Genomic DNA, 20679 nt, shown 5'->3' on the forward strand with positions numbered 1-20679 from the left:
GATCTTTTAAAGCTGCAAAGCCAAATCGCAGGCAAAGAAAAGCCCGGCCTAAGCCGGGCTTTTCTCAGAGCGGCAGCTAATTACTTAGCTTGAGCTTCAACCTGCGCTTCTACGCGACGGTTAACAGCACGGCCAGCGTCAGTTTTGTTGTCAGCAACTGGGCGGGATTCGCCGTAGCCAACAGACTGAACGCGGGACGATTCAACACCGTACTGGTTGGTCAGAACTTGCTTAACGGCGTTTGCACGACGCTCAGACAGTTTCTGGTTGTAAGCGTCAGGACCGACGGAGTCAGTGTGACCTTCAACAGTAGTGGTGGTGGATGGGTACTGCTTCATGAAGTCAGCCAGGTTCTTGATGTCGCCGTAGCTGTTGGTTTTAACAACAGACTTGTCGAAATCGAACTTAACGTCCAGCTCAACACGAACAACTTCAGCAACTGCTGGGCAGCCGTCAGCGTCAACAGTTACGTTGGCTGGGGTGTCCGGGCACTTGTCAACGTTGTCGCAAACGCCATCGTTGTCGCTGTCGGAGCAGACTTCAGCTGGTGCTGGAACTGGAGCAGCAGCAGGCTTGGAGCCGCCACCGAAGTTCACACCGATACCGACGCTAGGAGCCCACTCGGTGTCGCCCTGGTCGATGTTGTATTGAGCTTCAACGCCAGCACGGGCGTAGAAGTTGTCGGTGAAGTACAGCTTGGCACCAGCGCCCAGGTTAGCGAAGGTAGAACGGTTACGACCGTTCGAACCGTTCTGGTCGATGCTCTGGTCGGAGAAACCGGCCGAGACGTATGGACGCAGCATGTCGCCTGGGTTGTTGAAGTGGTACAGAGCGTCCAGAGCGGTGTTAGCGCCTTTTACGTTCTTGCCATCATCAGCACGTACGTTGTGAACTTCGTCGTAGCCCAGACGCAGTTCAACGTCGTCGGTCAGGAAGTAACCGATCGAACCGCCGAACAGGTTGCCGTTGTTCTTGAAGTTACGAGCGCTGTCGAATTGTTCTTTCTTTGCGAAGCCTTCGATTTCAACTGCGCCTTGGCCTTGTGCCAGAGCGCCGAACGAAGTGGCGGCAATCAGAGAACCAATGGCCAAGCCCAAGGTGTTTTTCAGTTTCATCCGTTAAATCCCCATCTGGTGATTGTGAAGCAGTCCCGCAAACCGGGGGACAACTCGGCGGCAAGTCTATCAGAACTTGCCTACACGTAAGAGATATTTGCGCTGAACTAAGTTTCAGCAATGCCTGCAAATTTCTCACGCAATTTATCTAGAGCACGTTTGTAACGCATTTTTGTCGCACTCAAACCCATGTGCATGATGTCTGCGATCTCCTGAAATTCCAGCTCTGCGACAAATCGTAGCACCAGAATTTCACGGTCGATCGGGTTCACATACACCAGCCAGCGATCAAGTCCGCCCTTCTCCTCAGGGTTGGGCGTCTTTTCTTCAGACGCTTCCTCAAGGGGGTCAAGACTCAATGCGTCCATCAAGCGACGCTTTCGCCGTTCCTTCCGATACTGCGTAATACATTCGTTGTACGTGATGCTGTATAGCCATGTCTTGAACTTCGATTTCCCCTCGAAGTTCTTCAGGCCATACAGCACCTTCAACATGACTTCCTGACAGACATCGTCTGCGTCGCGATCGTTCCCAAGATATCTCGCACAGACGTTAAATAATGTTCGCTGGTAACGCCGCATCAGTTCTTCATAGGCGCGCGTCACGTGAAACAGCTCGGTATGCGAGCGCGCGACCAACTCCTCATCAGAGAGCTCGCGGGGGTCGTAGCGCGTGGATAGCGTTTGGGCTTTATTCAAAACAAGTCGTGCCGACAGTCAGGTCAATGTCCGCCACAACCAGCATCAGCTGGCATTTTGCGGCGGCATACATTAGCAGGGTTTGCCGGATTAGCGGCTACTCACATGCTGTTCCAGCAGGATCCGATTGGAAAGAGAGACTAGCTCACCCTCATCGGTCAGCAATGTGGTTTTAACCGTGCCGATCTCTTCGATCTGGCCTTCGACCTCGCCAACACGCACTTGTTGCCCAACCTGATACAACTCACGCACATAGATTCCCGCAAGAATCTGACCGGCAATTTCCCGGCTTCCCAAACCCATGGCCAGCGCAACGGCCAGACCAACGGTAATCAAAACAATGACAATCACATGGTTCAGCAGGTCGGTCTTGACCTCAAGCTGACTGATCGCGACCGAGATGCTGATGATGATCACCAGCCCCTGGGCGATGCGTCCCAGCCCCGAAGCGTAGTCCAGGCCTACGCCTTCTGCCGCTCCGCGCACCAGCCCGTTGGCCAATTGTGCGAGCAACACCCCCACCAGCAAAACCAGCGCCGCACCGAATACTTTCGGCAAATAGAGCGCCAACATATCCAGCGTAGCTGAAACTCGCTCAAGTCCAAGGGATTCTGCTGCAGAAACCAGGAAAATCAGAAGAACGAACCAGTAGACGATCTTGCCGATGAGGGTCGAGATCGGTACTTGCAGGCCTGCGCGCGACATCAGCTTGGTCAGCCCGGTGCCGCCCATCAGGCGATCGAGGCCCAGTTTGGCGAGCAGTTTGGACAGCAATGTATCGAGCAGCTTGGCCACGACGAAACCCAACAGCAGCACGACCAGTGCGCCGAACAGGTTCGGGATGAAGTTGGCGACTTTGGTCCACAACGCAGTCATTGCAGTGACGAGGCTCTGAGTCCAGAGATCAAGTTCCATATTCAATCAGCCTTATCAGCAGTGCGAGCAGTAGGTTTACGTAGACGGGAAACCGGCGAGACATGGGCCGATCCGTTATTCAAGGCGATCATCAGCGCGGGCAGCCAGCGGCCCAGCAGGCTGAACAGATCACCGGCGCCTACCTGGCGGTTGGCGGTTTTGAGCACGCGACCCAGGCAGGCATCGTCGTCGCGACTGGACGGCGAAGCGTTGAGCATGTCGCGCAAAGACTGTTCAAACGGATCGTGCATACGCACCTCTCGTGATGTCTGTGAAAGACGCGGGCAGATTTGGTCGGGTCACATGCGCCATGTTCAGACCCAGCGCAAACGACGGAATAACCACCACTGGCCGAAGGCCAGAACGAGCACCGTCAAGCAGGCGATCAGGAAGCCGTAAGGGCTGCTGGAGAACGGAATTCCGCCAACGTTGATACCCAACAGACCAGTGATGAAACTCATCGGCAAAAAGATGCAGGTGATGATCCCGAAGCGGTACATCGTGCGGTTCATGCGCTCGCTCAAACGCCGGTCTTCGGCCTCCAGCACAAGCCCCACGCGCTCTCGGGTCAATTCGAGTTCTTCCAGATAGCGGGTCAGGCTGTTGTTCAATTCGTTCCAGTAATCAGCATCGTCGTCGACGAACCACGGCAGTTTTATCCGCGTCAGCTGGCCGAAAATATCCCGCTGCGGCGCAAGAAATCGCTTCAGTCCGGCGGCCCGGCGACGGATGTGCAAAATGGCGCCGTGCTCGGGGGTATACCGTTCGTCGGCATCCATCTTTTCTTCTTCCTCATCGGCGATTTCCGAGAGGCAAGTGACCAGATCCTGCACCTTGTTGGTGAGAAACTGCGCCAGATAAAGGATGAGTTCAGACGCCGTTTTCGGGCCGTTGCCGTCCGCCAATTGCACCAGCAATTCATCGGTGGCGCGCAACGGACGCAAACGCAGGGAAATCACGCGCTGGGCGGAAGCAAAAATCCGCACCGAGACCATGTCCTCCGGCTCGGCGCCGGGATTGAGATTGACCCCGCGCAGGAACAGCAGCAGCTCGGAATCGGGCAGCGGCAACAGGCGCGGTCGAGTGTTCTCTTCCAGCAGCAAGTCGCAGGTGAATTCATTGAGGCCGCTGGATTTGCGCAGCCAGGTCTGGGTTTGCGGATGGCTGCGATCCCAATGCAGCCACAGGCTTTCATGCGCCTGCAGTTGCAAATCGTCGAGCTCAGTCCGGGCTATCGAACGCGCACCGCCTCTACCGTCCAGCACCAGGGCATGCACCAGCCCCCATTGCGCGTTTTCTTCCTCGAACATCCGCATCCCTTTGTCGAAAGCTTATTCAGGCATTTGCAGCGGGCTCGGCGAGATGATCACGCCGTTGTTGTCCGCATAAATGTAGTGGCCCGGGTGGAACGTCACACCGGCGAAAGTCACCGGGACATTCAGGTCGCCGAGGCCGCGTTTTTCAGTTTTCATCGGGTGGCTGGCCAGTGCCTGCACGCCCAGATCGGTTTGCGCAATGACGTCGACGTCACGGATGCAGCCGTAGATCACCAGCCCTTCCCAACCGTTTTTGGCGGCATTCTCGGCAATCATGTCGCCCAACAAGGCCCGGCGCAGAGAACCGCCGCCATCCACCACCAACACCTTGCCGTTGCCCTTGAGGTCGGCCTGCTCCTTGACCAGCGAGTTGTCTTCGAAACATTTGATGGTCACGATTTCGCCGCCGAACGAATCACGGCCGCCGAAATTGCTGAACATCGGTTCCAGCACCTGAACCAGCTCCGGATAGGCGTCGCACAGGTCAGGCGTGAGGTAATGGTTCATCGAAAAACTCCTGTAACAAGGAAGACGATCAAGGATGACGCATTCTGTTGAGACGAGATCCGGCGGTCGCTGTTTACCTTAGTCCATCCCATGGTCGCTGAACGAACCTGAACAAACGCTGAAACGTAATCGCTAAACAGCCACCAAAAATGACCAGAACCGCACAATGCGTCATATCTTAGCCGCAAGCCAATCCGAACGAAACGCCCTTTTCAGCGGCGCGACTTCAGACTGCTGCGGCCAGATCCGGCTTCTCACCCAGCAACGGTGTCTGCTGATCGCTCAACCAGCGCGCCACCAACGGCCACACTTCAACCTGCGCCGCTTTGCTCACCAGCATTTCAACATGGCCGAAATTGTCGTTGAAGCCCTGATCACGCCCCAGATTGATGAACTGCTTGTGTTCGGCGCCAATCTGTTCGAACAACTTGCGACAGGCCCAAGTCGGATCCTGATGATCACCCGCCGCGCTCACGGCCAATACCGGCACCTGAACATCGGCCAGACCCGCCCACCAATCCTTGTCCTTGTCGCCAAACCGGCCGAACAAGCCGTACCAGCGCATGCTTTCGATGGCCAGACCGATTGGCTCGTCCTCAGGGCCGCGCTTGAGGCGTGAACCGGACAACTGGGCAAAACGCTTGAGGATAAAGCGACTGCTCCACTCCACCGGCGGGATTTTCAACGGCCAGTAGGTGCGACTGACCTGCGTGCCGAAAAACGCCGCCGAGGCCACGGCCGGCTCGCCAAGGTATTCGCCACCGAGCGCCGCCGCCAAAGTGATGCCGCCCAGCGAATGGCCGATCCAGTGCGGGATCTGCCCGCTCTGCTCACGCACGAACGCGGCAATCGCCGGCAAGTCGTAACGGGCGTAGTCGGCGACACGATTGCGTCGGTATTCCTCGTTGCGCTGCGACAAACCATGGCCGCGCATCTCCGGAATCCATACATCAAAGCCCAGACGTGTCAGGTACGCGCCCAGCCCCAGGCCTTTGGGTGAAAACCAGAAACGCCGATTGGAAAAACTGCCGTGCAGCAAAATCACCGGCACGCCGCGAGGCGCCGAGTCGTCGGCCATGCCCAAACGGGTGACGGCGATTTCCACCGACCAGTCGGGACTGTTGCCGGGTTTCAAACGATAAACGTCTTCGCTCAGATCGCCGCGCCGCTCGGCGCTGATCAGAGCGACAGGAAATAGGTTGCTGCTGCTTTGCATAATGCTCTTGCACAAAAAAGGGCGGCATCCACAGGAGCCCGCCCTACTTCAATCTCAAAGCCCGCCCCTTGTAGGAGTGAGCCTGCTCGCGATTGCGGTGTATCAGCCGACATTTATGGCGGATGTTATGCCGTCTTCGCGAGCAGGCTCGCTCCTACAGGGGAACGGGCCGTTCACGTATGGATCAAGCCTGCGCCTGGCCTTCGGCGAGGAAGAACCAGGTTTCCAGCACGGAATCCGGGTTCAGCGACACGCTTTCGATGCCCTGCTCCATCAGCCACTTGGCCAGATCCGGGTGATCCGAAGGCCCCTGACCGCAGATGCCGATGTACTTGCCGGCCTTGTTGCACGCGGCAATCGCGTTGGCCAACAGCTTCTTGACCGCCGGATTACGCTCATCGAACAGGTGCGCGATGATACCGGAGTCACGGTCCAGGCCCAGGGTCAGCTGAGTCAGGTCGTTGGAACCGATCGAGAAACCGTCGAAGAATTCGAGGAATTCTTCAGCGAGGATCGCGTTGGACGGCAGTTCGCACATCATGATGATGCGCAGACCATTCTCGCCACGAGCCAGACCGTTTGCGGCCAGCAGATCGATCACCTGGCTCGCTTCGCCGAGGGTACGGACGAACGGCACCATGATTTCGACGTTGGTCAGGCCCATCTCGTTGCGCACACGTTTCAGCGCGCGGCATTCGAGTTCGAAGCAGTCACGGAACGATTCGCTGATGTAACGCGAAGCGCCACGGAAACCCAGCATCGGGTTTTCTTCTTCCGGCTCGTAAAGCTTGCCGCCGATCAGGTTGGCGTATTCGTTGGACTTGAAGTCCGACAGACGCACGATGACTTTTTTCGGCGTGAACGCTGCAGCGAGGGTGCTGATGCCTTCCACCAGTTTGTCGACGTAGAAGTCGACCGGGTCGTTGTAACCGGCGATACGCTTGTCGACGCTGTCCTTGATTTCCTGCGGCAGGCCGTCGTAGTTCAACAGCGCTTTCGGGTGGACGCCGATCATGCGGTTGATGATGAATTCCAGACGGGCCAGGCCCACACCGGCGTTCGGCAGTTGCGCGAAGTCGAAGGCGCGGTCCGGGTTGCCGACGTTCATCATGATTTTGAACGGCAGCTCCGGCATGGCGTCGACGGAGTTCTTCTTGATGTCGAAGCCCAGTTCGCCTTCGAAGATGTAACCGGTGTCGCCCTCGGCGCACGAAACGGTCACGCCCTGGCCATCTTTCAGCAGTTGGGTGGCGTTGCCGCAACCAACCACTGCCGGGATGCCCAGCTCACGAGCGATGATCGCTGCGTGGCAGGTACGGCCGCCACGGTTGGTGACGATGGCGCTGGCGCGCTTCATCACCGGTTCCCAGTCCGGGTCGGTCATGTCGGAAACCAGCACGTCGCCCGGCTGGACTTTGTCCATCTCGGAGACGTCTTTGATGATGCGCACTTTGCCGGCGCCGATGCGCTGGCCAATCGCGCGACCTTCAACCAGCACGGTGCCGGTTTCTTTCAGCAGGTAACGTTCCATGACGTTGGCCTGGGTGCGGCTTTTCACGGTTTCCGGACGCGCCTGCACGATGTACAGCTTGCCGTCGTCACCGTCCTTGGCCCACTCGATGTCCATCGGGCAGCCATAGTGCTTCTCGATGATCATCGCTTGTTTGGCCAGCTCGCTGACTTCAGCGTCGGACAGACAGAAACGCGCGCGCTCAGCCTTGTCGACGTCGATGGTCTTGACCGAACGACCGGCCTTGGCCTCGTCGCCGTAGATCATCTTGATCGCTTTGCTGCCCAGGTTGCGACGCAGGATCGCCGGACGACCGGCCTCCAGCGTGCCCTTGTGTACGTAGAATTCGTCCGGGTTGACCGCGCCTTGTACGACGGTTTCGCCCAGGCCGTAGGCGCCGGTGATGAACACCACGTCACGGAAACCGGATTCGGTGTCGAGGGTGAACATCACGCCGGCAGTGCCGGTTTCCGAACGCACCATGCGCTGCACGCCAGCCGACAGGGCGACCAGTTTGTGGTCGAAGCCCTGGTGCACGCGGTAGGAGATCGCACGGTCGTTGAACAGCGACGCGAACACCTCTTTGGCGGCGCGGATAACGTTTTCCACACCACGGATGTTCAGGAAGGTTTCCTGCTGACCGGCGAACGAGGCGTCCGGCAAGTCTTCGGCGGTGGCGGAAGAACGCACAGCCACGGCCACATCAGGGTTGCCGGCCGACAGCGCGGCGAACGCGGTGCGGATCTCGGCATTGAGTTTTTCCGGGAATTCGGCGTCCATGATCCATTGACGGATCTGTGCGCCGGTCTTGGCCAGGGCGTTGACGTCGTCGACGTCGAGCGCGTCGAGGGCCTGGTGGATCTGGTCGTTCAAGCCGCTCAGTTCGAGGAAGTCGCGATAGGCCTGGGCGGTGGTGGCAAAGCCGCCAGGGACCGACACACCGGCGCCTGCCAGGTTGCTGATCATCTCGCCCAGGGATGCGTTCTTGCCCCCCACATGCTCAACATCGTGTTTGCCGAGCTTATCGAGGGAAACTACGTACTCTACCAAGGTGATCTCTCCACTAACTGTGTTGGAAAAGCTCAGAAACCGGCGGCCCGGGGGAGCCTCGGCCGGTTGTATGGCCTGGACCTGGAAAATAAGTGAGAATGCTGGCCATTGGCGGCCAACAAATCGCGCCTATCATATCCAAGAATCGTCACTAGCTTAAGGCCCAAGGTGCAAATGAAACGATCTGCTTTCTTCATCTCCGATGGCACCGGCATCACAGCCGAAACCCTGGGTCAAAGCCTTCTGGCGCAGTTCGAAAACATTACCTTCAGCAAATTCACGCGACCGTACATCGACAGCGTTGAAAAAGCGCGGGCCATGGTACAACAAATCAACAAAGCCGCCGAAACCGACGGCTTTCGCCCGATCATCTTTGACACCATCGTCAATCAGGACATCCGTGAGATTCTCGCAACGTCCAATGGTTTCATGATCGACATTTTCTCGACCTTCCTCGCCCCGCTGGAGCAGGAACTGACCGAGCATTCTTCCTACACCGTCGGCAAGTCCCATTCGATCGGGCACAACTCCAATTACATGGAGCGCATCGAGGCGGTGAACTTCGCCCTCGACAACGACGACGGTGCGCGCACGCACTATTACGACAAAGCCGACCTGATACTAGTGGGCGTGTCGCGCTGCGGTAAGACACCGACGTGTCTGTACATGGCCATGCAGTTCGGCATCCGCGCAGCCAACTATCCGCTGACTGAAGACGACATGGAGCGCCTGACCCTGCCGGCCGCTCTGCGCGCGCACCAGCACAAACTGTTCGGCCTGACCATCGACCCGGACCGCCTTACCGCGATCCGCAATGAGCGCAAGCCCAACAGCCGCTATTCGAGCTACGCCCAGTGCGAATTTGAAGTGCGTGAGGTGGAGAACCTGTTCCGCCGCGAGAACATCCCCAATATCAATTCCACGCATTTTTCCGTGGAAGAGATTTCGGCGAAAATTCTGGTGGAGAAAGGCGTGGAGCGACGATTCAAATAACCCTGCAAACCTCCTGTAGGAGCTGCCGCAGGCTGCGATCTTTTGATCTTGTCTTTTAAAAACAGAATCAAAAGATCGCAGCCTGCGGCAGCTCCTACAGGGGATTGTGTTGTGTCAGGGCATTTGCCAGAGCCTCAAACCCGCCAAGCAACAACCGATCATCCCCCACCGAATTACACACACTCACCCGAATGAACTGCGGCACCGCCGCATGCCCGACCGCAAACGCCTCAGCGGTCGCCACTAGATAATTGTTCTCCTTCAACTCCGCCGCAATCTGCGAGGCGCGCCACAACTCGGGGACTTCCACCCAGAAGTGCGGACTAAAGGCGTGAGTGTTGTAGCTCAAGCCCTCCAGCACCGGCGCGACCAGCGCTTTGCGCCGACCAATCTCAATGATCTGCTCATCCAGCAAGTGCTTAGCCATGCCGTTTTCGATCCACAGGCTCGCCACTTCCATCGATAAAGGATTCGCCATCCAACACGTGCTGCGAATGGCTGAACTGATACGGCCGATCAACGCTTGCGGCGCGTGCAGATAACCGACGCGCAACCCCGCTGAAACAGCCTTGCTCAAACTACCGATCAGTATTGATCGCTCCGGCGCAAAATAACTGAGCGGCAACGGGCGCTGGCGATCCAGCACCGCATGCGCTTCGTCTTCGATGATCAGCAGATTGTGTTGGCGACAGACTTCGGCAATCGCCTCGCGCCGTGGGACGGACATCACCGCCGCCGTAGGATTCTGGATCGTCGGCGTGCAATACAGCGCCGAAACGCGATGTTGACGGCAGATTTCCTCCAGCGCTGCAGGTAAAAGCCCTTCGTCATCCATCGCGGCGCCGATGAGTTTTATCCCGAGTTGACGGGCAACACCGATCAATCCGGGGTAGGACAAATGCTCGGTGACAACCGTGTCGCCGGCCTTGAGCAACCCCATCAACGCGCTCAACAGACCATGCTGGCCGCCGTTGACGCACAGCACCTGATCGGCGCGGGGTACGAATTCGCCGTGGCTGAGCCAAACGGCCCCCGCCACGCGATGCCGCGCCATACCGGCTTCGGCGGTATACCCGCTGAGTTGCCGCAAGACGCCCGGCTCATTGGCCAGATCCAGCAGGCTTTGCCGCATGAATTCGGTTTCCTGCCCGGGCATCGGCTGATTCCGACTCATGTCCAGGCACGTGGACGGCTCATCGCTGACATTGCGAAAGCCTTTGTCCTGCGGCCGCTCCATCCCCCTCTTACGCACGTAAGTGCCGTCGCCTACACGGGCGACGACCAATCCCACACGTTCCAGCTCACCGTAGGCACGGCTGATCGTGCCGATGGTCACGCCCAAGCTGTCGGCCAACAGTCGATGCGGCGGTAACTTGCCGCCAGCCTCTATCACACCCTCCTCGATGGCCTGCGCCACGCCATTGGCAAGGCGTTTGTACTTCACGCCGATGCCATTGCTGAGGCTGTCGCGGAGGATTGACACCATGGCAATACTTACTTTGACAGTCATTCGCGCCCCGAATAGCGTGCTTAAAACAGGTTCAATCAGAAATAGACTGTTTCATCGATCAGGTCAATTCCACCGCTCGGAGCACCCAATATGTCGACCGCCGTCAGCACACCGATGAACATCAGCAAACCCTGGCTCGCCGGATTGATCACCAGCACCCTGTTTCTGATCGTCTGCTTGAGTTGGGGCACCACTTGGCTTGGGATCAAGATCGCCGTGGAAAGCGTGCCGCCGCTGACGGCCGCCGGGCTGCGCTTTCTTATCGCATTTCCACTGTTTTTGAGTTTCGCGTTGTTGCGCAAAGAACCGTTGCTGTTCCCTCGGCAGAGCCGCTGGTTTTTTGTGTTCGTCACGCTGTCGTATTTCAGCCTGCCGTATTACCTGCTCAACTACGGCGAGATGCACGTCTCGTCTGGTCTGACGGCACTGCTGTTCAGTTGCATGCCGGTGTTTATCCTGCTGTTTTCTGCTCTATTTCTGCGCGAGAAAATCTACCCGTCGCAAATGCTCGGCATTGCCATTGGTTTTGGCAGTCTGTTCATGATTATTCGCAGTCAGGGTCTGCACCTGGATCAGGCGGAGTGGCTGGGGGTGCTGGCGATTCTCTGCGCCGCAGTGATGCATGCGCTGTGTTACGTGGTGACGAAAAAACACGGGAGTGCGATCAGCGTGATCACCTACAACACACTGCCGATCGGTATCGCCGGTGCGATGTTATTTATTGTCGGACTGAGCTTCGAAACACCGGTGTTCCAGGACATCACCGCACGCTCGTGGGGCGCGCTGTTTTACCTCGGGCTGGTGGCCTCGGTGGGCGGCTTTATCGTTTACTTTTTGCTGCTCAAACGCCTGAGCCCGATCATCCTGTCGTTCGTGTTTATCATTTTCCCGGTGTTCGCCGTGATCATCGGCGCCTGGTACGAGGGGCAAACCTTGTCCCGGGAGCTGATGATCTATTCGGCGATCCTGTTGAGCGGGTTTGCCATCACCAAATTGCCCATCGAAAAATGGCGCAAACCTTCCCTGTAGGAGCTGCCGAAGGCTGCGATCTTTTGATCTGGATTGTAAAAAACAAGATCAAAAGATCGCAGCCTGCGGCAGCTCCTACAGGGAGCGTGGTTGTAACTTCAGAGGACGAACAGGTCGACGAAGCGGTTGACCGGGGTGGACTCCAGCCGGGTTTGATCTTTGCACAACGCGAAAATCTCGCCGCTGCGCTGGCCGGTGAAACGCGTGGCCAGATTGGCTTTGAACTTGTCCTCCAGCAACGGAATGCCCTCGGCACGGCGGCGACGGTGACCGATCGGGTATTCCACCACGACGTTCTCGGTGCTGCTGCCGTCCTTGAAAAACACCTGCACGGCGTTGGCAATCGAGCGCTTGTCGGGCTCGAGGTATTCGCGGGTGAAACGCGGTTCTTCGACGATGACCATTTTCTCGCGCAGCACATCGATGATCGGGTGCGCCTTGTGGAAATCGTCTTCGTATTGCTCGGCGACCAGATTGCCAAACGCCAGCGGCACGGCGGTCATGTACTGGATGCAGTGGTCACGGTCAGCGGCATTGGCCAGCGGCCCGACTTTGGAAATGATGCGAATCACCGATTCGTGGGTGGTGATGACGATGCGGTCGATTTCATGCAGACGATTGCGCAATTGCGGGTGCAAGGTCACCGCCGCTTCGCAGGCGGTTTGCGCATGGAATTCGGCGGGGAAACTGATCTTGAACAGGACGTTTTCCATCACATAACTGCCGAACGGTCGCGAGAAACTGAAGGCGCGTTTGTCCTCGGGTTTCAATGCCAGATCGCTGTTGTTGTGACTGAACAGCACGTCATAAAAACCCCACTGCTTTGCAGTCAGAACCCCGGGAATACCCATTTCGCCGCGCATGGCAATGTCAGCCAGGCGCACGCCACGACTCGACGCATCCCCCGCCGCCCAGGATTTTCGCGAGCCGGCGTTGGGGGCATGACGATAAGTGCGCAGCGCTTGGCCGTCGGCGAATGCATGGGACAAGGCTGATAACAGTTGCTTGCGATTGGCGCCCATCAATTTTGCGGTGACGGCAGTGGAGGCGACTTTCACCAGGATGACGTGATCGAGTCCTACACGGTTGAAGGAGTTTTCCAGGGCGATCACGCCTTGAATCTCGTGAGCCATGATCATCGCTTCCAGCACATCGCGGATCGTCAGCGGCGCTTCAGCGTTGGCCACGCGTTTTTGCGAGAGATGATCGGCCACCGCGAGAATCGCGCCGAGGTTGTCCGACGGATGCCCCCATTCGGCGGCGAGCCAGGTGTCGTTGTAGTCGAGCCAGCGGACGATGCAGCCGATGTCCCACGCGGCTTTGACCGGGTCGAGGCGATAGGAAGTGCCGGGGACGCGCGCGCCGTGAGGAACCACCGTCCCTTCAACGATCGAGCCGAGGTGTTTGGTGCATTCGGGAAAGCGCAGGGCCAGCAGGCCGCAGCCGAGCGTGTCCATCAGGCAGTTGCGGGCGGTGTCCAGGGCTTCGGCAGAGGTGACTTTGAAGGTGAGGACGTAATCGGCGATGTCCTGCAGGACACGGTCGTAGTCGGGGCGGTTGTTCAGGTCGACGTTGGCGCTCATGTTCGATTCACTCTTGAAGTGGTTCGTTGATGGGACCTCGGTTCAGGCTGTGTTGGATTTTTATTATCGAAATGCAAACCCTGTAGGAGCTGCCGAAGGCTGCGATCTTTTGATCTTGACCTAAAAAACATAGATCAAAAGATCGCAGCCTTCGGCAGCTCCTACAGGTTGAAGCAATCCAGGGTGGCGTCAGGTGTTGGGTCAGAAAGAATCGCCCGGGACGCGTACGTAACCTTCCATCAGCACCCGAGCACTGCGGCTCATGATGGCTTTTTTCACAATCCACTCGCCGTTTTCCAGGCTGGCTTCAGCGCCAACCCGCAACGTCCCGGACGGATGCCCAAAGCGCACGGCATTGCGTTCAACGCCACCTGCAGCAAGGTTCACCAGCGTGCCGGAAATGGCCGCCGCCGTACCAATCGCCACCGCCGCCGTGCCCATCATCGCGTGGTGCAATTTGCCCATCGACAACGCGCGCACCAGCAAATCCACATCACCGGCACCAATCGCCTTACCACTGGAAGCCACATAATCCGCAGGCTTGGCAACGAACGCGACTTTCGGCGTGTGCTGCCGTTTCGCCGCTTCGTCGAGATTGGCAATCAGGCCCATGCTCAGCGCGCCGTAAGCACGAATGGTCTCGAACATCTGCAATGCTTGCGGATCGCTGTTGATCGCGCCTTGCAGCTCGGTGCCGGTGTAGCCAATGTCTTCGGCGTTGACGAAAATCGTCGGGATGCCGGCGTTGATCATCGTCGCTTTGAACGTGCCGACACCCGGCACTTCCAGCTCATCGACCAGGTTACCGGTAGGGAACATCGAGCCACCGCCGCCCTCTTCTTCCGCCGCCGGGTCCATGAATTCGACTTGCACTTCAGCGGCCGGAAAGGTCACGCCGTCGAGTTCGAAATCGCCGGTTTCCTGCACCTCGCCGTTGGTGATCGGCACGTGGGCGATGATGGTTTTGCCGATGTTGGCCTGCCACACGCGCACCACCGCAACACCGTTGTGCGGAATACGGCTGGCATCGACCAGACCGTTGCTGATGGCAAACGAACCGACCGCAGCCGAGAGGTTGCCGCAGTTGCCGCTCCAATCCACAAAGGGCTTGTCGATGGAGACCTGTCCGAACAGGTAATCGACGTCGTGATCAGCCTTGAGGCTTTTCGACAGGATCACGGTTTTGCTGGTGCTCGAAGTGGCGCCGCCCATGCCGTCGATCTGCTTGTCGTACGGGTCGGGGCTGCCGATCACGCGCAGCAACAGAGCGTCGCGAACCGGCCCGGGAATCTGCGCCGCTTCGGGCAAATCCTTGAGGCTGAAAAACACGCCTTTGCTGGTGCCGCCGCGCATGTAGGTGGCGGGGATTTTTATTTGTGGTGAGTGAGCCATGGTGCTCCTTATCCACAGGCGTGAGACCGAGATCTCACGCCTGCATCAGTAGATTTAAACGGCAACCGCCGACTCTTCAAGGAAGTCCTGAGCGAAACGTTGCAACACGCCGCCGGCTTCGTAGATCGACACTTCTTCTGCGGTATCCAGACGGCAAGTCACCGGCACATCAATGCGCTCGCCGTTCTTGCGATGGATCACCAGCGTCAGATCTGCACGTGGTTTGCGCTCGCCGATCACGTCGTAGGTTTCGCTGCCGTCGATGGCCAGCGTGTGCCGGTCGGTGCCCGGCTTGAACTCCAGCGGCAGCACTCCCATGCCCACCAGGTTGGTGCGGTGAATGCGCTCGAAACCCTCAGCGGCAATCGCTTCGACACCGGCCAGACGCACGCCTTTCGCCGCCCAGTCACGGGACGAACCCTGACCGTAATCGGCGCCGGCGATGATGATCAGCGGCTGCTTGCGCTCCATGTAGGTTTCGATGGCTTCCCACATGCGCATCACTTTGCCTTCCGGCTCGACGCGCGCCAGCGAACCCTGTTTGACCTTGCCGTTTTCCACGACCATTTCGTTGAACAGTTTCGGGTTGGCGAAGGTAGCGCGCTGCGCGGTCAAGTGGTCGCCACGGTGGGTGGCGTACGAGTTGAAGTCCTCTTCCGGCAAGCCCATTTTCGCCAGGTATTCGCCGGCGGCGCTGTCGAGCATGATTGCGTTGGATGGCGACAGGTGATCGGTGGTGATGTTGTCGGGCAGCACCGCCAGCGGGCGCATGCCTTTGAGCGGACGTGCGCCGGCCAGAGCGCCTTCCCAGTACGGCGGACGGCGGATGTAGGTGCTCATCTCGCGCCAGTCGTACAGCGGCGTGACTTTCGGGCCGGTGTCTTCGTGGATGGCGAACATCGGAATGTAGACCTGGCGGAACTGCTCAGGCTTGACCGAAGATTTCACCACCGCATCGATTTCTTCATCGCTCGGCCAGATGTCTTTCAGGCGGATTTCCTTGCCGTCGACCACGCCCAAGACATCCTTCTCGATATCGAAACGGATGGTCCCGGCGATGGCGTAAGCGACCACCAGCGGCGGCGAAGCGAGGAACGCTTGCTTGGCGTACGGGTGGATGCGGCCGTCGAAGTTGCGGTTGCCCGAGAGTACCGCAGTCGCATACAGATCGCGGTCGATGATCTCTTGCTGGATCACTGGATCGAGCGCACCGGACATGCCATTGCACGTGGTGCAGGCGAAGGCAACAACACCGAAACCGAGCTGCTCCAGTTCAGTGGTCAGCCCCGCTTCGTCAAGGTACAGCGCGACGGTTTTCGAGCCCGGCGCCAGCGAGGATTTCACCCACGGTTTGCGGGTCAGGCCGAGCTTGTTGGCGTTGCGCGCGAGCAGGCCAGCGGCGATGACATTGCGCGGGTTGCTGGTGTTGGTGCAACTGGTGATGGCGGCGATGATCACCGCGCCGTCAGGCATTTGCCCGGGGACTTCTTCCCACTGACCGGAGATGCCTTTGGCCGCCAGATCCGAGGTCGCGACGCGGGCGTGCGGGTTGCTCGGGCCGGCCATGTTGCGCACCACCGAAGACAAATCGAAAGTCAGACCGCGCTCGTATTGCGCGCCTTTCAGGCTGTCTGCCCACAGGCCAGTCAGCTTGGCGTATTGCTCGACGAGCTGCACTTGCTGGTCTTCACGACCGGTGAGTTTCAGGTAGTCGATGGTCTGCTGGTCGATGTAGAACATCGCCGCCGTCGCGCCGTATTCCGGGGCCATGTTGGAGATGGTTGCGCGGTCGCCGAGGGTCAGCGCAGCGGCGCCTTCGCCGAAGAACTCCAGCCAGGCGCCGACGACTTTCTGTTTACGCAGGTATTCGGTCAGCGCCAGCACCATGTCAGTGGCAGTGATGCCCGGTTGCAGCTTGCCGGTCAGTTCGACGCCGACGCTTTCCGGCAGACGCATCCACGACGCGCGACCAAGCATCACGCTCTCGGCTTCGAGGCCGCCAACGCCGATGGCGATCACGCCCAAGGCATCGACGTGCGGGGTGTGACTGTCGGTGCCGACGCAGGTGTCAGGGAACGCGACGCCTTCACGTACCTGAATCACCGGAGACATTTTCTCCAGGTTGATCTGGTGCATGATGCCGTTGCCTGGCGGGATCACATCAACGTTCTTGAAAGCCTTTTTGGTCCAGTTGATGAAGTGGAAACGGTCTTCGTTGCGACGGTCTTCGATGGCGCGGTTTTTCTCGAACGCCTGGGCATCGAAACCACCGGCCTCGACGGCCAGCGAATGGTCGACGATCAGTTGCGTCGGCACCACCGGGTTGACTTGCGCCGGGTCGCCGCCCTGCAAGGCGATCGCGTCGCGCAGGCCAGCGAGGTCGACCAGAGCGGTCTGGCCGAGAATGTCGTGGCACACCACTCGCGCCGGGAACCATGGGAAGTCGAGGTCGCGTTTGCGCTCGATCAGTTGCTTGAGCGAATCGGTGAGCGCGGCCGGGTCGCAGCGACGCACGAGGTTTTCCGCCAGCACGCGGGAGGTGTACGGCAGGGTGTCGTAACTGCCGGGCTGAATCGCCTCGACCGCCGCGCGGGCGTCGAAATAATCCAGAGGGCTGCCGGGCAGGGTTTTGCGGAATGCTGTGTTCATCGGGTCAGGACTCGGGTCACGGTGGTTGCAAAGGGTGATGCCTTCTCGCCGATCCCCCTTGTAGGAGCTGCCGAAGGCTGCGATCTGTTGATCCTGATCTTGAAAACAAAGATCAAAAGATCGCAGCCTTCGGCAGCTCCTACAGGGATTGCGATCAGCGGTTGGCACTCACCATTCAGCGACGTTCGATTGGCACGAACTTGCGCTGTTCGACGCCGATGTATTCGGCGCTTGGGCGGATGATGCGATTGTTGGCGCGTTGTTCGAACACGTGCGCGGCCCAGCCGGTCAGGCGCGAGCAGACGAAGATCGGCGTAAACAGCTTGGTCGGAATGCCCATGAAGTGATACGCCGAGGCATGGTAGAAATCGGCGTTGGGGAAGAGTTTTTTCTGCTCCCACATGGTCTTGTCGATGGCTTCCGAGACCGGGAACAACACCTTGTCACCGACTTCATCAGCCAGCTGTTTCGCCCAGCCTTTGATCACTTCGTTGCGCGGGTCGCTGTCCTTATAGATCGCGTGGCCGAAGCCCATGATCTTGTCTTTGCGCTCAAGCATGCCGAGGGTGCCTTTGATCGCCTCTTCCGGCGAAGAGAAGCGCTCGATCATTTCCATTGCCGCTTCGTTGGCGCCGCCATGCAACGGGCCGCGCAGCGAACCGATGGCGGCGGTGACGCAGGAATACAGATCAGACAGGGTGGAGGCGCAAACGCGCGCGGTGAAGGTCGAGGCGTTGAATTCGTGCTCGGCGTAAAGGATCAGCGACACGTTCATCACTTTCACGTGCAGTTCGCTCGGCTTCTTGTCGTGCAGCAGGTGCAGGAAGTGGCCGCCGATGGTTGGCTCGCTGCTCACGCAGTTGATGCGCTTGCCGTCGTGGCTGAAGCGATACCAGTAGCACATGATCGCCGGGAATGCGGCGAGCAAGCGGTCGGTCTTGTCGCGCTGTTCGGAGAAGTCTTTCTCCGGTTCGATATTGCCAAGGAACGAGCAACCGGTGCGCATCACGTCCATCGGGTGGGCGTCGGCGGGGATGCGTTCGAGCACTTCTTTCAGCGCTTGCGGCAGATCGCGCAGCTTGCTCAGCTTGCCCTGGTATTCGTCGAGTTGCGCCTGGTTTGGCAGCTCGCCGTAGAGCAGCAGGTAGGCGACTTCTTCAAATTGCGCATCGGCTGCCAGTTCGCGCACGTCGTAGCCGCGATAGGTCAGCCCGGCACCGGCCTGGCCCACCGTGGACAGTGCGGTTTGCCCGGCAACCTGGCCACGGAGCCCGGCGCCACTGAGTACTTTTGCTTCGGCCATTGTGTTCTCCAATCTTGAATTTGTTAGGGAGTGTGGCGAAAAGATCGCAGCCCCTTGCACTGTAGGAGCTGCCGCAGGCTGCGATCTTTTGATCTTTATTTCTTCGCAGCAAACAACGCATCGAGCTTCTGCTCGAACGTGTGGTAATCGATGCGATCGTAAAGCTCCATGCGAGTCTGCATGGTGTCGATGACATTCTGCTGCGTACCGTCGCGACGGATCGCCGTGTAAACGTTTTCCGCAGCCTTGTTCATCGCACGGAACGCCGACAGCGGATACAGCACCAGCGAAACATCGGCACCCGCCAGTTGCTCGGTGGTGTACAGCGGCGTCGCGCCGAACTCGGTGATGTTGGCCAGAATCGGCGCTTTCACGCGGTTGGCGAACAGCTTGTACATCTCCAGCTCAGTGATGGCTTCCGGAAAAATCATGTCGGCGCCGGCCTCGATGCACGCCGCAGCGCGATCGAGTGCCGATTCCAGCCCCTCCACCGCCAGCGCATCGGTGCGCGCCATGATCACAAAGCTGTCATCGGTGCGCGCATCCACGGCGGCTTTGATGCGGTCGACCATTTCCTGCTGGCTGACGATCTCTTTGTTCGGACGGTGGCCACAGCGCTTGGCGCCAACCTGATCTTCGATATGAATCGCCGCCGCGCCGAACTTCATCATCGACTTGACCGTGCGCGCCACGTTGAACGCCGACGAGCCGAACCCGGTGTCGACGTCGACCAGCAGTGGCAGATCGCAAACATCGGTGATGCGGCGCACGTCGGTCAGCACATCATCCAGACCGGTGATGCCCAGATCCGGCACGCCGAGCGAGCCTGCAGCCACCCCGCCACCGGACAGGTAGATCGCCTTGAAACCGGCGCGCTTGGCCAGCAACGCGTGGTTGGCGTTGATCGCGCCGACCACCTGCAATGGATGCTCGCTGGCGACCGCATCGCGGAAACGCTGGCCTGGAGTGCTGTGCTTGGAACTCATGACTCACCTCGTTCAGTGGCTGTCTTATTGTGGGCGCCGTCCTGGTAGTGACGGGCGATGTTGCGTTTCGAGGCGCCGATGTGACGGCGCATCAGCAATTCCGCGAGTTCGCCGTCACGGTCGGCGATGGCATCGAGAATCCGGTGGTGTTCGGCAAAGGCCTGGCGTGGGCGGTTCGGCGTGGTCGAGAACTGTATGCGGTACATGCGCACCAGTTGATACAGCTCGCCGCAGAGCATCTGCGTCAGCGTGCGGTTGCCGCTGCCCTGGATGATCCGGTAGTGAAAGTCGAAATCGCCTTCCTGCTGGTAGTAGCCAACGCCGGCCTGAAACGCCGCGTCGCGTTCGTGGGTTTCCAGTACGCGACGCAGTTCGTCGATTTCTTCGACGCTCATGCGTTCGGCCGCCAGGCGGCAGGCCATGCCTTCGAGGGATTCGCGGATTTCATAGAGTTCGAGCAATTCGGCGTGGCTGAGTGAGACAACCCGTGCGCCGACGTGCGGTACACGCACCAGCAGGCGCTGGCCTTCCAGCCGATGAATTGCCTCACGTAGCGGCCCACGGCTGATGCCGTAAGTGCGCGCCAGCTCCGGCTCGGAGATCTTGCTGCCCGGGGCGATCTCGCCTTTGACGATGGCCGCCTGAATACGCCGGAAGACGTTTTCCGAGAGCGTCTCGGAATCGTCGCCGCTGATGACCGGGGGATCGAGTTGATCCAGCATGATTGTCGACACCTTTAAATCCAATGCGGCAAAAACTAGCTAATTCAGCCGAATCAGTCAAAGGATAAATGGGTATTGTCGACAATTGTCTAATAACCTTAAAAGATCGCAGCCTGCGGCAGCTCCTACAGGGATCAGCGTAGGAGCTGCCGCAGGCTGCGATCTTTTGATCTTCCATAGACCGC

Annotated in this window: 17 protein-coding genes; 2 read left to right on the forward strand and 15 right to left on the reverse strand. The window is 58.8% G+C overall.

From position 1 onward, the window contains the following. Positions 1-80: 80 nt before the first annotated feature. From ACQ4MY_RS14735 to ppsA, 8 genes are all read right to left on the reverse strand, one after another. A complete protein-coding gene (locus ACQ4MY_RS14735) occupies positions 81-1115 on the reverse strand; it encodes an OmpA family protein (RefSeq protein ID WP_440095645.1) in 1035 nt (344 codons plus the stop codon). Between the two features lie 107 nt (positions 1116-1222). Continuing rightward, positions 1223-1813, reverse strand: a complete 591-nt coding sequence (gene sigX / locus ACQ4MY_RS14740) for an RNA polymerase sigma factor SigX (RefSeq protein WP_045122877.1) — start codon at positions 1811-1813, stop codon at positions 1223-1225. Positions 1814-1903: 90 nt separating this feature from the next. Then, complete coding sequence (locus ACQ4MY_RS14745) at positions 1904-2728, reverse strand: mechanosensitive ion channel family protein (protein WP_007916401.1); 825 nt, start codon at positions 2726-2728, stop codon at positions 1904-1906. A 2-nt stretch (positions 2729-2730) separates the two neighbouring features. After that, positions 2731-2979, reverse strand: coding sequence for a hypothetical protein (locus tag ACQ4MY_RS14750; protein WP_008076827.1), 249 nt, complete (start codon positions 2977-2979; stop codon positions 2731-2733). 63 nt (positions 2980-3042) lie between these two features. Continuing rightward, positions 3043-4038 carry a zinc transporter ZntB gene (locus tag ACQ4MY_RS14755; RefSeq protein ID WP_440095646.1) on the reverse strand — a complete coding sequence of 332 codons (996 nt, stop codon included), beginning with the start codon at positions 4036-4038 and terminating at the stop codon, positions 3043-3045. A 21-nt stretch (positions 4039-4059) separates the two neighbouring features. After that, positions 4060-4551 (reverse strand): ribonuclease E activity regulator RraA, encoded by a 492-nt coding sequence (rraA, locus tag ACQ4MY_RS14760; protein WP_440095647.1) that lies wholly within the window; start codon positions 4549-4551, stop codon positions 4060-4062. Positions 4552-4777: 226 nt separating this feature from the next. Beyond that, the gene (locus ACQ4MY_RS14765; protein ID WP_008076824.1) at positions 4778-5767 is read right to left on the reverse strand and encodes an alpha/beta fold hydrolase; all 990 of its coding nucleotides are present in this window, start codon (positions 5765-5767) and stop codon (positions 4778-4780) included. 184 nt (positions 5768-5951) lie between these two features. Further along, a complete protein-coding gene (ppsA, locus tag ACQ4MY_RS14770) occupies positions 5952-8327 on the reverse strand; it encodes a phosphoenolpyruvate synthase (protein WP_440095648.1) in 2376 nt (791 codons plus the stop codon). Positions 8328-8501: 174 nt separating this feature from the next. On the opposite strand from ppsA, the gene ppsR reads away from it, so the two are divergent. Beyond that, positions 8502-9320, forward strand: a complete 819-nt coding sequence (ppsR, locus tag ACQ4MY_RS14775) for a posphoenolpyruvate synthetase regulatory kinase/phosphorylase PpsR (protein ID WP_008076822.1) — start codon at positions 8502-8504, stop codon at positions 9318-9320. A gap of 94 nt (positions 9321-9414) precedes the next feature. On the opposite strand, the gene ACQ4MY_RS14780 is transcribed toward ppsR, so the two are convergent. After that, on the reverse strand, positions 9415-10830 hold the full coding sequence (locus ACQ4MY_RS14780; protein WP_440095649.1) for a PLP-dependent aminotransferase family protein: 1416 nt from the start codon (positions 10828-10830) through the stop codon (positions 9415-9417). Between the two features lie 114 nt (positions 10831-10944). On the opposite strand from ACQ4MY_RS14780, the gene ACQ4MY_RS14785 reads away from it, so the two are divergent. Continuing rightward, positions 10945-11859, forward strand: a complete 915-nt coding sequence (locus ACQ4MY_RS14785; protein WP_440095796.1) for a DMT family transporter — start codon at positions 10945-10947, stop codon at positions 11857-11859. A gap of 98 nt (positions 11860-11957) precedes the next feature. Here ACQ4MY_RS14785 and prpD read toward each other — a convergent pair whose 3' ends face one another. The 6 genes from prpD to ACQ4MY_RS14815 all read right to left on the reverse strand — a co-directional run bounded on the left by prpD (position 11958) and on the right by ACQ4MY_RS14815 (position 20491). Next, positions 11958-13442: a 2-methylcitrate dehydratase gene (gene prpD / locus ACQ4MY_RS14790; RefSeq protein WP_440095651.1), complete on the reverse strand. Its 1485-nt coding sequence runs from the start codon at positions 13440-13442 to the stop codon at positions 11958-11960. 201 nt (positions 13443-13643) lie between these two features. Next, a complete protein-coding gene (prpF, locus tag ACQ4MY_RS14795) occupies positions 13644-14834 on the reverse strand; it encodes a 2-methylaconitate cis-trans isomerase PrpF (RefSeq protein ID WP_440095652.1) in 1191 nt (396 codons plus the stop codon). A gap of 54 nt (positions 14835-14888) precedes the next feature. Continuing rightward, positions 14889-17483, reverse strand: a complete 2595-nt coding sequence (acnD, locus tag ACQ4MY_RS14800; RefSeq protein ID WP_440095653.1) for a Fe/S-dependent 2-methylisocitrate dehydratase AcnD — start codon at positions 17481-17483, stop codon at positions 14889-14891. 175 nt (positions 17484-17658) lie between these two features. Next, a complete protein-coding gene (prpC, locus tag ACQ4MY_RS14805; protein ID WP_440095655.1) occupies positions 17659-18786 on the reverse strand; it encodes a bifunctional 2-methylcitrate synthase/citrate synthase in 1128 nt (375 codons plus the stop codon). Between the two features lie 95 nt (positions 18787-18881). After that, entirely contained in the window at positions 18882-19772 is an 891-nt protein-coding gene (prpB, locus tag ACQ4MY_RS14810; protein ID WP_440095656.1) for a methylisocitrate lyase, read from the reverse strand. After that, the gene (locus ACQ4MY_RS14815) at positions 19769-20491 is read right to left on the reverse strand and encodes a GntR family transcriptional regulator (protein WP_172828118.1); all 723 of its coding nucleotides are present in this window, start codon (positions 20489-20491) and stop codon (positions 19769-19771) included. The genes prpB and ACQ4MY_RS14815 overlap by 4 nt, the downstream gene beginning before the upstream one ends. Between the last annotated feature and the right edge of the window lie 188 nt (positions 20492-20679).

Origin of the sequence: Pseudomonas sp. SM4 (assembly GCF_051913165.1) — a bacterium.
In the GTDB taxonomy this organism is placed as follows: domain Bacteria; phylum Pseudomonadota; class Gammaproteobacteria; order Pseudomonadales; family Pseudomonadaceae; genus Aquipseudomonas.

What these genes read in the sequence shown, in the direction of transcription:
- ACQ4MY_RS14735 (WP_440095645.1), bottom strand. Translation starts at nt 1,115, where the DNA reads ATGAAACTGAAAAACACCTTGGGCTTGGCCATTGGTTCTCTGATTGCC.
- ACQ4MY_RS14745 (WP_007916401.1), bottom strand. Translation starts at nt 2,728, where the DNA reads ATGGAACTTGATCTCTGGACTCAGAGCCTCGTCACTGCAATGACTGCG.
- ACQ4MY_RS14750 (WP_008076827.1), bottom strand. Translation starts at nt 2,979, where the DNA reads ATGCACGATCCGTTTGAACAGTCTTTGCGCGACATGCTCAACGCTTCG.
- ACQ4MY_RS14755 (WP_440095646.1), bottom strand. Translation starts at nt 4,038, where the DNA reads ATGTTCGAGGAAGAAAACGCGCAATGGGGGCTGGTGCATGCCCTGGTG.
- rraA (WP_440095647.1), bottom strand. Translation starts at nt 4,551, where the DNA reads ATGAACCATTACCTCACGCCTGACCTGTGCGACGCCTATCCGGAGCTG.
- ACQ4MY_RS14765 (WP_008076824.1), bottom strand. Translation starts at nt 5,767, where the DNA reads ATGCAAAGCAGCAGCAACCTATTTCCTGTCGCTCTGATCAGCGCCGAG.
- ppsR (WP_008076822.1), top strand. Translation starts at nt 8,502, where the DNA reads ATGAAACGATCTGCTTTCTTCATCTCCGATGGCACCGGCATCACAGCC.
- ACQ4MY_RS14780 (WP_440095649.1), bottom strand. Translation starts at nt 10,830, where the DNA reads ATGACTGTCAAAGTAAGTATTGCCATGGTGTCAATCCTCCGCGACAGC.
- ACQ4MY_RS14785 (WP_440095796.1), top strand. Translation starts at nt 10,945, where the DNA reads ATGAACATCAGCAAACCCTGGCTCGCCGGATTGATCACCAGCACCCTG.
- prpD (WP_440095651.1), bottom strand. Translation starts at nt 13,442, where the DNA reads ATGAGCGCCAACGTCGACCTGAACAACCGCCCCGACTACGACCGTGTC.
- prpF (WP_440095652.1), bottom strand. Translation starts at nt 14,834, where the DNA reads ATGGCTCACTCACCACAAATAAAAATCCCCGCCACCTACATGCGCGGC.
- acnD (WP_440095653.1), bottom strand. Translation starts at nt 17,483, where the DNA reads ATGAACACAGCATTCCGCAAAACCCTGCCCGGCAGCCCTCTGGATTAT.
- prpC (WP_440095655.1), bottom strand. Translation starts at nt 18,786, where the DNA reads ATGGCCGAAGCAAAAGTACTCAGTGGCGCCGGGCTCCGTGGCCAGGTT.
- prpB (WP_440095656.1), bottom strand. Translation starts at nt 19,772, where the DNA reads ATGAGTTCCAAGCACAGCACTCCAGGCCAGCGTTTCCGCGATGCGGTC.